This is a genomic window from Nostoc sp. UIC 10607, assembly GCF_047228265.1.
Lineage (GTDB): Bacteria > Cyanobacteriota > Cyanobacteriia > Cyanobacteriales > Nostocaceae > Nostoc > Nostoc foliaceum_A.
Genome location: NZ_JBIQNW010000018.1, coordinates 113,607 through 127,385, shown reverse-complemented (window position 1 = coordinate 127,385; position 13,779 = coordinate 113,607). Strand labels below are relative to the sequence as shown.

Below are 13,779 nucleotides of genomic sequence, written 5' to 3'. Positions count from 1 at the left end.
CAGCAGGGAAAACTAAAAACCTTTCTGATAATGATTGTTGAGCAACTTTTGTTGGATTACACCATAATAAACCTTCTTTTGCTAACAGACGATTTAACTCTTGAACGCCAGGAACTTGCCGCCACAACAGTGTTAAAACTGCTGCCACCATAAATGACAAATTCAGAATTCTATCTCGTAATCCTAACTGCTTATAATATTTTTGTTGAGCAAAAACCGCTGGGGTTAATAAAGCCTCTAAGTGTTTGGCGATGACTTCATTATCTATAGTCGGAGTCTGATGTCGTTGTGCGTGGTCAGAGTTTTGTTTTGGTCGCTTGGGCATGACGGTAAACCAAACTTTCCATTACCTCGTTTAATCATTGAATTTACCTAATAATGTTGCCCACTTCTTCCTTAATTATTCTGTTGTAACATTCTTGTTTTTGAAGAACATTAGCCCTGTCAACAACTTGTTTAATAATGATAATCAAATACTGAGGAAGGAGGCGAGCGACGCTCGCCTCCTTCCCAACCTCTCACTACGATTATCATTTTCACTAACTGGCTTTTGAGTATTTTAGCTGATTGACAAAATGCACTTTTACTTAACCTGTCACGGGTGGACTCGGTAAGGGTTTTAAGGTAAATATTCTGAAGGTCATTAATTTGTCAAGTGGTCATTTAATTTGGCAAACGACAAATAAATTTGCCGCAACGGCAAGCTTACGGGTAAAGTGACAATAATGGCAATCTGAATGCTGGATCTTTTGAATTGCTCAGTATCCTGCCTGCTTGTCTACGACATTCCGCAAAGGCTGACCGGTTTGGTAGCGTTTGAGATTGTCGAGAAACAGTTGTGCTATGCGCTCTTTCAGCGGTGGTGAAAGGGCTGAACAATGGGGTGTGATAAAGGCGTTCGGTAGTGACCACAAGGGGCTTTCTGGTGGCAGAGGTTCTGTAGCCACTGTATCTAATCCAGCACCCGCAATCCATCCTTCACGTAGTGCGGTGAGTAATGCAACTTCATCAACGATCGCACCACGAGCAATATTGATTAGATAAGCAGACTGACGCATAGAGCGCAATGCAGCTTCATCGATCAAGCCTTTAGTTTCTGGAGTTAAAGGTGTAGCAATAACTACATAGTCGGCTGCTGGTAGGAGCGATCGCCACTCATCAGCACCCACAACTTTGTCAAAATTCGGCAAGGGTTCGGGATGGCGGCGACTACCCCAAACTCTAACTCCAAAGGCTTTGGCACGAGATGCGATCGCTTGGCCAATATTCCCAGTACCGAGAATTAATAAAGTCGCGTCTGCCAACTCTTCAAGAAACACTCCTCTTACCCAAGTGTGTTCATTCTGCAAAGTTTGCAACTTTCGCAGATTCTTGGCGTGATAAAGCATGAATGCCAATACAAATTCCGAAATTGGAATTGCGTGAACCCCTGCGCCATTGGTGAGGATGATGTCCTTTTGCAAAAAAGTTGGCGTGAGGATGTGATTCACACCAGCACTTGGTGACTGTTGCCAACGCAGTGCTGGTGCTGCTGTCAGTACTTTGTCAAGAGTAGAGGTTTTCAGATAAAATCCATTGACATAAACTTCTGCATCACTGGCATCACCATCGAGATTACCTTCACTATCCACCTCTACAACATCTATATCAGATGGTAGGTGTGGCTTAATATCAGCAATCAGATGATCGGGTAAAATTAGTTTCACTATTTGCTACTCCCTAATTCCATTTTGGATTGTGCAACCCAAGCCGCAGAATCTCTTTGTTTTGATGGTCACAAATAATCAAGTATGAAGGTAGAGGCAGGTTTATTCAGCTATTAAGTTGGCGATCGCATCTACTAATTCGGCTGGCTCTACTGGTTTGGCAAGATGCTTTTGAAATCCGGCTGCAAGTACCTGTTTGGCGTTCATTTCTCCAGCGTAGGCGGTAAGTGCGATCGCTCGAATTTGCCCTCCCTGCTCTGGTGACAGCATTCTCAACTGTCGCATGAACATACAGCCATCCACTTCTGGCATCCCAATGTCGCTTAAAAGTATATCTGGCAAGGATTGGCTTAAAGCGGCTAGTGCTTTTTCTGCTGATGCTACTGCTGTCACATTTGCCCCATACTGCTCTAGCAAGAAGGCAATGAATTCTCGCGTATCTGCATCATCATCCACTACTAAAATATTGACACCATTTAAATTTGAGGATGTCTCTGAGTTGCTAGTGTCCTGTTTTATCTCTAATTGATTTTGCATCAGTGGGAGTCTTACAGTAAAAGTTGCCCCCTGATCTTCGCCCCCACTTTCTACCTGGACTGTGCCGCCATGCAGTTCGACTAAGTGACGGACGATCGCTAACCCTAATCCCAGTCCACCAAACTTTCTGGTGGTGCTGCTGTTCTCTTGGCGAAAATATTCAAACACATAAGGTAGAAAATTGGGGTCGATACCTTTGCCAGTGTCGCTGACTTGAATTAGTGCTGAGTTGGAATTGGAATTAGTACATGATGATAGTCGGATGTCAACCCGTCCGCCCGCAGGTGTAAACTTAACTGCGTTTGAGAGCAGGTTCCAGACGACTTGCTGCAATCGGCTGGAGTCACCCAAAACTTGCCCCAAATTTGGTTTCAGGCTGATGTGCATCTCAATTGACTTAGCTTCTGCCGACAACCGGACTGTTTCCATTGCTGCCGAAATCACAGATGTCAAATCAACTGGGTAGATATTCAGGCTAAGTTTACCTTGTAAAATCCGGGAGATATCCAGCAAGTCTTCAATTAGTTGAGCTTGTAATGTAGCATTTCGCTCAATAGTCTTCAGGGCTTGAGGGATTGTCTTTTCATCAAGTTTTTTGGTTTGGAGTAGCTTAGACCATCCTAAAATTGGGTTGAGTGGCGATCGCAATTCATGAGAAAGGACTGCTAGAAACTCGTCTTTAATCCGGTTGGCGTTTTCTGCTGCTTCGCGTGCCGTTTGCTCTGCCTCGTATAGGCGGGCACGTTCCATTGCTTGAGCGCACTGCTGTGCTAATGCCAACATAAAGGCTTGGTCATCCTGATTAAACTCCTGAATCTCGGCAAAAGCTAGAGACATTCCCCCTATGGCTCGTCCCTCGATGATCAATGGAATTGAAATCCAAGCGCCGTAGTCAAGCTGGGCATATTCTTTAGCAAGATGTGAGTAACGAGCAATTCTTGCTGTTGTTGACTCTTGCCAGATGGGCTGCTTGTTTCTCACTGCTTCTGCCAGTGGTACGGATGCATTAATAGAAAATCGACGCCATGAATCTACTGCTTCTTGTTGATAACCAACGGTTCGGATAATTTCCAGATCAGTACCACTTTTAGTCACTAGTGCTACTAAAGCAGAACTAGCTCTCATAGCTGCCATACCTTGCTCTACAATTACTTCAGCAACCTGTGCCGGAGTTAGAGATTCAGAAAGCGCAGCGGTAATGGTTTGCAGACGCGCAGTGCGAGATGCTGCCCGTAAAGTCGCCTGTTGAGATTGCTCTGTTTCTGTATAGAGTCGGGCATTATCAACGGCTACGGCAGCACGACAAGCCAACTCCTCAGCTAACATTAGGCTTTTGGTGTCGTAGCGACGACCTGAAGAAGATACCAAATTCATGGCTCCTAACACCTTTCCTCGAACTATGAGCGGTACACTCATGCCAGATGTAGGATTTAGTTCTTGCAAGATTTTTAGGTGAGCGGTGTTCTGGGTTGCCGCTTGCATCTGTTCATCAGAAATAAAATGAATAATTTGTGACTTGCCTGTCCGTATTACCTCAGCAACACCTTCTCTTCGTGTCAAATCAGGCGGATAATTTTGTAACTGTTCTACCAATTCTTGTTTCTCTGGATTGGCATGGGCTGCTGCAATCCTGCGGACTAATTGATTGTCATAAATAATATCAACTAAGCACCAATCAGCTATTTTAGGCACTGCTAAACGCGTCAAACTGGCTAAGGTTGTCTCGTAGTCCAATGATGCAGCCAAAATTCCACTAGCTTCAGCTAGAAAACGCTGCTCCTCCTCTACCTGCTTGCGCTCAGTAATATCGCGCGATGATGCCTGCATCTCTACAATTTCTTTAGTTTGGCGATCGCGAATAGCTCGAATAGTTGCTTCCAACCAGATATAATTTCCGTCTTTGTGACGAGCACGGTGAGTAATGGTATAAATATCTGGTAAATCGGCATTGACTGGGTAATTACTAGCAATCTCTACCAAATCGTCTGGGTGAACTAACTCCTGGCTGTGATGACCTACTAGTTCCTCTGGTTGATACCCCAATACTGTGTAGCAAGCTGGTGAAACGTACAGAAGAGTTCCATCTACTGTATGACGTGAAATAATATCAGTTGAATTCTCAGCCAGCAGCCGAAAACACGCCTCACTCTCGCGCAGTTTTGCCTCTGCCTGCTTGCGGACATTAATGTTACGGAAATAAAGCGATAACCCTGTGGATGAAGGATAGGCGCGAACCGTAAACCATGCATCAAAGGGTGGGTAATAATCTTCAAGCTCAAGCGGCATTCCTAGATCAACTGCCCTTTGATAAAGCTGACCAAAGCTAGTACCAGCCAGTTCTGGGAATTCTGACCACAAATTTTTTCCGAGCAGATCCTCGCAGGAACGCCCCAGAGTTCTGCTTCCCTCATGATTGAGGTAAGTAAAGCGCCATTCACTATCAAAGGCAAGAAAGCCGTCAGTGATACTTTCTAAAATCTTAGTAACTTGCTCTTTGGCAGTTTCAGCCTCAACACGAGCCGCTTGCTCCCGCTCAAACAGCTGTTCACGCTCGACTTCTGCTTGCTTGCGCTCCGTGATTTCTTGGCAGATTGCACCCACCCAGGTAATGTCACCGGGTAGTTTAATCGGATAGTAATTTACCGACCAGTGCCGCTGCTTTCCAGGCGCGGCTGGTGTCTCTCCGCTGGCCTCTTGGGCAATAGATTCTCCCGTTTCGATCACATACTGGAAAGCTTCCATCACCGCAGAATCTACCCCAGGTAGCAGTTGGGCGACGGTCTTACCGATATGCACCTCTTGGGGAAAACCATTAATCTCAGCTAAAGCATCATTCAATCGAACGTATCTCAATTTCTCATCCCATAAGCCAATACCTATAGGTGCGTTATTGAAGAGGGTATCAAGCAGAACGTTAGCTTCAACCAAGCGAGCCTGTTCTGTTTTCAGTAGCGCCAGCAATTGCTCACGTTCTGCCTCAGCTTGTTTGCGTAAGCGAAGCTCGTCGTAGACATCGCTGATATCTACGCACATTCCTACCCATTCCTCGATTTCGCCTGTTTCATCGAGTATAGGCACACCGCGTATCTTCATGTAACGGTATTCGCCGTCATGCCGCAGAACACGATATTCGGCAACTGCAACGCTGCGTCCAAAAAAGGCCTGTTGCCAAATAGCAGCTACAGATGTCCGGTCATCTGGGTGCAGTGCGTCAACCCAACCCCATCCTTTGTATTCTTCGGGATTTTGCCCAGTGAACGCCTCCCAAGTTGGAATCTCGTCAACAACGTTGCCCCAAGGCCCCGCGCACCAGACTATGGATGCGCTTGCTTCTGCCAGTGAGCGGTAGCGTGCTTCACTATGACGCAGATTTTCTTCTACTTGCTGCTGTTCACCCAAATATTGCCGCAAATCTGTAACCTCTTGAGCTTTTAGATTATCAAGTGAATTTTCTTCCCCAATCGAGACACCTGAGGTTTCAAAAATCCGACGATATTTTTCCTCACTTTCTTGCAGTAACGACGAACTTCGCTGCTGCTCAATGAACTGACCAATTTGAGTGGCGATCGCACTCATCATCTGGAGTAAATTAGTGTCAGGTTCTGAAATTTCGTCGCTGAAAAATTCGATCACACCTAAAATTTTATTACCCAGCCGAATCGGAAATCCGATGGCGGCGGCAAAAAAATTCTCGTTTTGAGCGGGTTCTGAAATCCAAACAGGTTGACCACTTGCCCAAATCTGACCGGGTAACTCTTCACCCAAAGCAATTGTCTGTTGGTTGAATGGCTCTTTCTCCAAGTCAGATGAATACCAAGTACTCATGCGCTGGAGAACATTAGCTTCATCGTCAACACTCCAGATGATCCCAGCTTGCCATCCTAAACTTTCGCACAAGGATTGTAAAATAGCTGGAACTGCATTCACAAGCGTAGTCGCCTCAGAGAGGAGGTTAGCGATCGCATACTGGGCAGTTAAAAGCTGTTGGCTGCGTTTGCGCTCAGTAATATCTGTAATTAAGAATGATACGCCAGTTTCTGAGGGATAGACGCGGTTTTCCAACCAGCGATGCCATTTTGGATAGAAATACTCAAAATTTATTGGAACTTGTTCGGCAACAGCCCGGTACAGTTCAGTGTAGAGTATGCTATTAACTGTGTCAGGAAACTCCCAAATACTCTTGCCTAAGAAGTCTTCTTTATTTATCCCAGCTAGTTCAGCTAGCTTGTCATTAACGTAGGTGTAGCGCCATTCGCGATCCAATATGACAAAAGCATCGCTGATCCTAGCTAAGACTTGTTCAACGTCTTGGGTGATAGTTGCTGTCACTTCAGCAGTCACAGTCTCTGCTCCTCATTTTTGAAAGTATCTGGCTAAAAGCGCTTTACCGGGTTCTCCCATTTGGTATAATAGCTTTTCAATTTCTTTCATAGCCAGTGGCGAAGGTCGTGTCCGTCCGTTTTCCCATCGGTTTATAGTGTGGAACGAAACCCCTAACATCGTTGCCAGTTTTACCTGTGAAAGTTTGAGGCACTGCCGAGTCTCACGAACCAACTCTGCAATCTTTGGCTGTTCGATTGCTGGCATAAGCTAAATATATTTTTATTTTTCTACTAGATATTGGAATATAGCAGATGCTATAACTCTCACTACATCTATCTAGAGTTATAGAGGTTGTAAGTTGGTGATTATGTACTACATCAACTATCATTCAAGCTATTTAAGCTAGTAATAGAGTTGTTTTAATCCAGGGAATGAAAATATGAGGGTTTGGCTTGCCTGCTTTTTTGTGCTATTTGCTTTAGCAGAACTGTTTGACTGGTTGCAAGAATTCAATCTGCCATTACCTATCTATATTTTGGGTGGTGCTTTTTTAGCAGTTGCTTCTAACTACGATAAAATCGTTGGCTCTTATTTTGATGATCCGAGTATCGAAGCATCACTAGAACAACCCCAGTTAGATTCACTAACCCCATCTTCTAGTCCTATTTCTTTCCCAATTGCCAGTTCTGTTGAAGATGCTCACAAATCTCAAACAGAGAATTAGCCGTATAGCGCGATTGTCTTATTCTGTGGTTGACGCTGTGTCTCAATTTTAAGAGTAAGAGTACGCCAAGGTCTCTAACCAGCAAGTAAATTGCTACATTAATAGGAGCTTCAGGTTAAATAGCTATTAACCTAGATTCCGAAAATTAACTTCTGCGCCTGCAACATCTACCCAATTCAGGCTACCGCCGCAACGCCGTGATTAGTGGACTATTAGAAAAACTCCGTGTCCCCTTTGTCAAAGTTCAGGATTCCCGTGAAACTTCCAAGAGCAAAAGCTGGTTGCAAATTATTTTGGTTACCAGTGTGGGAGTCACCGCCTTTATCTGGGGAGTTCGGGAACTCAAATGGTTGCAGCCTTGGGAGTTAAGAGTTTATGACCAGATGTTGCGATCGCGTCCAGCACAAGCACCCGATCGGCGGATTTTGCTAGTAAAAATCACTGATGAGGATCTCAAACGAGAGAAATGGACTCTATCAGATCGGACAATCAATCAGCTATTAAAGAAAATAGAGTCTTATCAACCGCGAATTGTTGGTTTATATCTTTTCCAACCAGAACACAACAATTTGGCGGCTAATCTGCAAAATCAAGATAACATCATCAGCACCTGCTTGTTCAGCAGCTTGGGTAGAGATGAAATTCCACCGCCGCCGAATGTCCCTATAGATAATGTTGGGTTTAGCGATGTGGTTGCTGACAATGAAAACGACCAAATACTGCGCCGTAGTTTGTTATTTGCTAACTCTACAGACCAGAAATGTACAACATCATTTGCATTTGGTGCCCTCATTGCAATTAATTATCTGGAAAGACAAGGCATTGAATACCACTTTACTAAGAAAGGAGATTTTCAGTTAGGTAAAACCCTGTTCTGGCGTTTACAAGCTAATTCCGGTAGCTACCAACATCTGGATGCAGATGGCTATCAAATATTATTAAATTACCGTCACCCCGACAGCCTCGCCGACCAAGTAACCCTCACACAAGTCCTCACTGGACAAGTCAACCCCAATTTAGTCAAAGACCGTCTTGTAATTATTGGCACTACTGCGGCTAATTTACCTCCAGGTGGTTTTTATACACCCTACAGCGCTTTGCCAGATCAACCAGCTAGAATGCCTGCTCTGTTTATTCATGCACAGATAGCCAGTCAACTGATCAGTACAGTGTTGGATGGGCGATCGCTAATTTGGTATTGGCCAGACTGGATGGAACTGATTTGGGTGTTGGGTTGGTCGCTTTTAGGTAGTGTTTTAGCATGGCGATGGCAAAATCCGTTGCATTTGCTAGTAGTAGTAGGGACAACTCTACTTGGCTTGGTATTAATCTGCGTTGCTTTGTTTTTGCAAGCCGGATGGGTGCCGTTAATCCCTTCTGCGCTTGCTTTGGTGATTAGTAGTATCTGTGTGATTGCTTATACTAGCTACCAAAATCAGCGACAAACTCAGGTGATTATTCTGCAAGTTGAAAAACAACAAGAAGCGATCGCCCAATTAAATGTCCTCTTAGAAGACAAAACAGCAATTCCCGATTCGTCTATTGATTTTCTTCCCCCAATTGATTCACGAGAAACAAAATCAGGTGATTTGCTTTTGAGTGGACGCTACAAAATATCTCAAACTCTCGGTGCTGGTGGATTTGGTCGCACTTATTTAGCACAGGATACTCAACGACCGGGTAATCCGATTTGTGTAGTGAAAAAGTTAATGCCAGCCCGCCAAGATACACGGTTTTTGCAAGTTGCTCGCAGGTTGTTTAATAGTGAAGCTGAAATTTTACAATCTTTGGGTAGACATCATCAGATTCCCGAACTACTTGCTTATTTTGAAGATGACCAAGAATTTTATTTAATTCAACAATATATTGAGGGACATACCTTAAGTGAAGAATTACCACCTGTGCAAAATGTGCAGAACGAATCATTTGTAATTGAGATGCTCAAACAAGTTTTAGAAGTTCTAGAATTTGTTCATCAACATCGAGTGATTCATCGTGATATCAAACCGACTAATATTATTAGATGCGCTCAAGATAATCGGCTGGTATTGATTGACTTTGGTGCTGTCAAATTGATGCAACCGCCCAGTAGTGAGCAAACAGAATTAGCCACAGTAGCCATCGGGACGCGGGGTTATGCACCTCCAGAACAATTTGCCGGTCATCCCCGCTTGTGCAGTGATATCTATGCTTTAGGAATGATTGCTATTCAAGCCATAACTGGGATACCACCGCAAGAACTCTACCCAGATCCAGAAACGGGTAATGTGATGTGGCGAGAAACGGTGCAAGTGAGTGAAGAGTTAGCGGCAATTTTAGATAAGATGGTTTGCTATCATTTTAGCGATCGCTATCAATCAGCCGCCGCCGTTTTACAAGATTTAAAACGGATGTAGTCCTGGCGATTAGAAATCCCGGAACCATCAAGATGCCTACGGCGGTAAACTACGCCACATTAATAAATAATTGATTGAGAACAGCATAAAAAATCCAAGTAGCCAGAATTTGGCTTTGTACGCCGTTCGGATCACCGACCCAGATATAAGCCAAACCTCCTATTTAGAAAGTAACTGGGCATTTAATGCTTTAGTGATGCGATCGCCAGAAGCTTCTAAATGGGCTAGGGTGTAAATATCAAGGCTTTCACTCAGTTGTTTGAGTCTGACATCAATCGCTTTTTGCAGTTGGCGCAATTCATACCAAGCCAGTGTCCGACCATCTTCAGGTGTATCAGTAGTACCCAACATCATCTCTAGCAAAATATTCAGATATTCCCGTTGCAATGAACGGCGAATGCTAGAAATTGGCTTTGGTTCTTCTGGAGTTAAAACTTCTGTCCAGATGCCTGTTTGCAGGGTGTCTAACAGTTCCGGGATGGAAAGCGCTTCTCCAGGCTGGGTTTTCAATTCTATATCTTGTAAACGATTCAGGCGATCGCTGTCTAGTAGCGATCGCAGTACCGCACTCTGGAAACTCAGAATGCGATCGTGAATTGGATAATCAAGGCGGTTGTTAGGTACAGAACTACCCCAGTGTTCCCAGCGCGATGGTGCTAGTTGATTGAGCAATTGTGGTGAAAAGCTGAAAGCATTCTCAGCAAACACATACTCTTGAAGCTTTGTCAATGCTTGACGTTGTTTTAAAAGTGAAACTGGTACAAATGCCCAAGAAGCATCATCACTAGCATGGACACGCCGAAAAGATTGTCCACCAATGTATTTAGAAAGCAAGGTGGCGTTGCGAAAATAATATTTAAGTACTCTATTGAATGAGCCACGCAGGTTACTATAACTTTCTCCTTTCGATAGATAACCTTTATCAAGGTGCTGCCACATAAAACGAGCATTATCCATTTGCCATTGCGAATAAAGTAGCACATCACTACTCATGTCCCAGACATTTGCCAAAGGATTAATGTCCCAGATATCTTCATCAGTTGCATAAGATAATTCTGGTTGAGGCGACACTAGGGCAATCTGCTCTAAAAAACTTTTTTCTGATTCTGGAATGATTCCTTCAAGTGCTACTGATTGGCTTTTTTTATAACCATACTCAATTGCCCATTCGTCGTAGGGCCCAACAACTCCTGGGAAATAATCACCTTGCTGTACTCCCTGTGGAGCTATATTCACGGGTAGATAGTCCATCACCGAACCCACTAAACCTTTTGTGTGAGTGATTTCAGTATTATTTAATTCTTCGGGCGCTAACATGGTGCTGCCGTGGAAATTATGGCGTAAACCGAGAGTGTGCCCGACTTCGTGAGCGATGAGAGAACGCAAGTATTGATGCACATACTCTTTCATCGTTTCACTACTGGGTGTAGTGCTTGGCAAAATTGACAACACCAACGCCCCCATCGCTGCTTGAGATGAAGACTCCATGCTATAGCACAGTTCATTGTCTGCTAAATGTTGTTCAGGAAAAGCTTTAAAACCTTTCGATAACATTGCAGATAAATTAGCTGGACATGAGTTTTTACCCAGTTGGGAAAAGTGCCCATCCATAAGTGCGTGATATTCTTGCTGAATTGAGCGCACCATATTGGCATCCACAATAATATCTGCATCCAATATTTCCCCGGTGAATGGATTAACGCGCACTGGGCCTCTGGCAAAACCTGCATCTAAAGAATTGAACCAGCGAATAGTGTTGTAATGTACATCTGCCGGTTGCCAGTCAGCATCATCTGGCATTTGCTGCACTTCAATAGCATTTTGAAATCCAGCTTTTTCAAATGCTTTGTTCCACATCAAAACACCTTCACGAATTGCACCGCGGTACTCTATTGGCACAGCATTTTCAATCCAAAACACAATTGGCTTTTTGGGTGGAGATAAAGGAGCCTTAGGATCGGATGGTTCTAGATGCCAACGATTGATGTAACGAACAAATGATTCATGAGCATTATTATTAGAGAAGTCTTGGAAAGCAGTAATAAAATATCCTACTCTGTCATCTGCAAGTCTGGGAATATAACCAGTGTTTTCTCTAAGCTGAGAAAAACTGTAGTGTACCTTCAGAGTGAGTGCCCTGCTATCGGGTACGGTGACTAAATTTGCTCCTTCTGGTGATGAAAAACCGTAAATAGAATCAATTTCTACGTTTTCTGGGAAGCTGTTAACATCTCCCAAATAAGACTTGTGTGCATCCAAGTGGTAATCAGCTTGCAAAGAGTATTTTAATAGGGGAGTTAATCCGGGAAAATCCTGCATTAGCAGTTCATCCAGGTTGATCAGAATATTTTTACTGTGCGGATCAATAGTGTATATTTCGAGCGAATAAAGAACTGAATCGCTAAAAGAACGCGCAAGCGATCGCTGTTCTGGTCTACTTTCTGCACGGAATTTCACATTACGCACAACAAAGTGCAATCTATTGTTTACTCGTTGAAAGTAGAAGAGAAAATCAGAAAGAGGTAATCCACTATAAATTCCCCTTTCCCCAACGCCCGATTCTAATGTCACTATAGCTAGATAGTCTTTATTTAGTTGCTCTGGTTTAATTTCTAAGTAAATTTTGCCCGAATCCTCACTGCAATAAACTGTGAAGAGTCCCTCTAATTTATCTATTCTTTTGGCAACCTCATGCACTCGACAAAAATCTTCTTTTCTACTCTTAGCAAGATTATTGTCAGCACTTGCTAAGTTTTCAACTACCGGGAGTGCATTTAGCTGTTGCACATCAATATTTGAAAGTTGGTTTGCTCCTGCGTAATCACTTGATAGGAGCAAGTTATACAGTAATACTATACAAATTGCTAATTTCTTTATCCAGTATTTCATCCTTTGGCTTTCCACCTAAAGCAGTTCTCGTATTGAGGAAAAATGTGGATTAATTTGTCGTCTGTAAGCCCTTCAAATATCTAGGAATTACGGTATAAATCCACTCAGTTAGACAAAACTTTGCCTCTAGCCTAAAAATTGGCTGACTAATGATTGTTATTAGTAGCTCTTTAGGAATTATGTATATCTTAAGATAGATAATTTATCTAACTATAGATACATGTTTTTTTTATTCCTATCTGTATTAAAAACCAAATGTAGCATTAAAAATGTATTTAGTGCTACATTTGTAAGCCGAAGGAAACTCAAGCATGTTTTATAAAAAAAGAGCTAAACTTCCAAAAAAGCTGTTATTGAGCAGGAAAATGCTTTTTTCGGATTAATTGGCTAAATTTATCTTAATCCCAACCGTTTTCTTACATCCTCAATTGGTTCTTCCCAATGGTCTTCAAAGCGGTAGCCCAACATAAAATCAGCTTTTTTACCTAGTTCTCGCCCTTTCGCTAGGTTGACGAAAATCGCTTTGGTTTGTTGGGGAGCCAAGATGGGATAGAGCAATCTAGCCAACCACAAACCGATTTGCAGTGATTGACTGTAGTTTTGTGTAGCAGCAAAAGCAAGTACACCAATTTCTCCCGCGTAGGTGGTATCAAAATCAAGCAATACATGAAAAATATCGTGGGTGACTAAATATCGCAGAGCAAATAGGTTGCGTTTGGCAATGTCTTCTAGTTCCGGGCTGATGTTTAATGGTTTTAGTTGATTTATCCGCATATGATTGGCATATTCTCGTCCAAAAGAGCCTTGGGGATATTGACTTAATTGGTTCAAATCAATTACGGGATAATATCCCGCTACTGGTTGTAGTTTGGAGGCAAATATTGGAGAAACTTTGGCACCGAAAAACTCAGATTTAAGAATGGCAATATCACCCAAATTTCCTGAGCTTTTATAAGCTATAATTGCTTGGAATTGTTGTAATTTTTGGAGCATTATAATTTACTTTAGGAGCTTTTAAAAAGTATAAATAAGGGAATTTTTAGACCTTTATCTAATTTCTAATAACAGTTTGATGTATTCATTCAGCATTCGCTTTCGGATAATTATCTCTCTCGGTTGTTATACAAACTCTCTGTAAAAAGGCAGTATTGCTCGTTGCTTGTACCCATAGACGAATGGTAAATATCCATATAGCTCACAAATC

At 42.9% G+C, this 13,779-nt stretch carries 7 protein-coding genes and 1 pseudogene; 2 read left to right on the top strand and 6 right to left on the bottom strand.

The window, feature by feature from the left end; translation table 11 throughout:
• From ACEYW6_RS17595 to ACEYW6_RS17580, 4 genes and pseudogenes are all read right to left on the bottom strand, one after another.
• Positions 1-325 (bottom strand): annotated as a pseudogene (locus ACEYW6_RS17595) (IS4 family transposase); the annotation flags it as partial.
• A 433-nt stretch (positions 326-758) separates the two neighbouring features.
• Positions 759-1,706, bottom strand: coding sequence for a D-2-hydroxyacid dehydrogenase (locus ACEYW6_RS17590; protein WP_412980727.1), 948 nt, complete (start codon positions 1,704-1,706; stop codon positions 759-761).
• A 102-nt stretch (positions 1,707-1,808) separates the two neighbouring features.
• Positions 1,809-6,584 carry a PAS domain S-box protein gene (locus ACEYW6_RS17585; RefSeq protein WP_412980726.1) on the bottom strand — a complete coding sequence of 1,592 codons (4,776 nt, stop codon included), beginning with the start codon at positions 6,582-6,584 and terminating at the stop codon, positions 1,809-1,811.
• A 12-nt stretch (positions 6,585-6,596) separates the two neighbouring features.
• Positions 6,597-6,830 (bottom strand): helix-turn-helix domain-containing protein, encoded by a 234-nt coding sequence (locus tag ACEYW6_RS17580; RefSeq protein WP_412980725.1) that lies wholly within the window; start codon positions 6,828-6,830, stop codon positions 6,597-6,599.
• A 175-nt stretch (positions 6,831-7,005) separates the two neighbouring features.
• Here ACEYW6_RS17580 and ACEYW6_RS17575 point away from each other — a divergent pair, with 175 nt between their 5' ends.
• The gene (locus ACEYW6_RS17575; protein ID WP_196509752.1) at positions 7,006-7,290 is read left to right on the top strand and encodes a hypothetical protein; all 285 of its coding nucleotides are present in this window, start codon (positions 7,006-7,008) and stop codon (positions 7,288-7,290) included.
• 197 nt (positions 7,291-7,487) lie between these two features.
• On the top strand, positions 7,488-9,686 hold the full coding sequence (locus ACEYW6_RS17570) for a CHASE2 domain-containing protein (RefSeq protein ID WP_412980724.1): 2,199 nt from the start codon (positions 7,488-7,490) through the stop codon (positions 9,684-9,686).
• Between the two features lie 159 nt (positions 9,687-9,845).
• On the opposite strand, the gene ACEYW6_RS17565 is transcribed toward ACEYW6_RS17570, so the two are convergent.
• The gene (locus ACEYW6_RS17565; RefSeq protein ID WP_412980723.1) at positions 9,846-12,575 is read right to left on the bottom strand and encodes a zinc-dependent metalloprotease; all 2,730 of its coding nucleotides are present in this window, start codon (positions 12,573-12,575) and stop codon (positions 9,846-9,848) included.
• A 393-nt stretch (positions 12,576-12,968) separates the two neighbouring features.
• Positions 12,969-13,568, bottom strand: a complete 600-nt coding sequence (locus ACEYW6_RS17560; protein WP_412980722.1) for a Coq4 family protein — start codon at positions 13,566-13,568, stop codon at positions 12,969-12,971.
• Positions 13,569-13,779: the final 211 nt, after the last annotated feature.

What these genes read in the sequence shown, in the direction of transcription:
- ACEYW6_RS17565 (WP_412980723.1), bottom strand. Translation starts at nt 12,575, where the DNA reads ATGAAATACTGGATAAAGAAATTAGCAATTTGTATAGTATTACTGTAT.
- ACEYW6_RS17575 (WP_196509752.1), top strand. Translation starts at nt 7,006, where the DNA reads ATGAGGGTTTGGCTTGCCTGCTTTTTTGTGCTATTTGCTTTAGCAGAA.
- ACEYW6_RS17560 (WP_412980722.1), bottom strand. Translation starts at nt 13,568, where the DNA reads ATGCTCCAAAAATTACAACAATTCCAAGCAATTATAGCTTATAAAAGC.
- ACEYW6_RS17580 (WP_412980725.1), bottom strand. Translation starts at nt 6,830, where the DNA reads ATGCCAGCAATCGAACAGCCAAAGATTGCAGAGTTGGTTCGTGAGACT.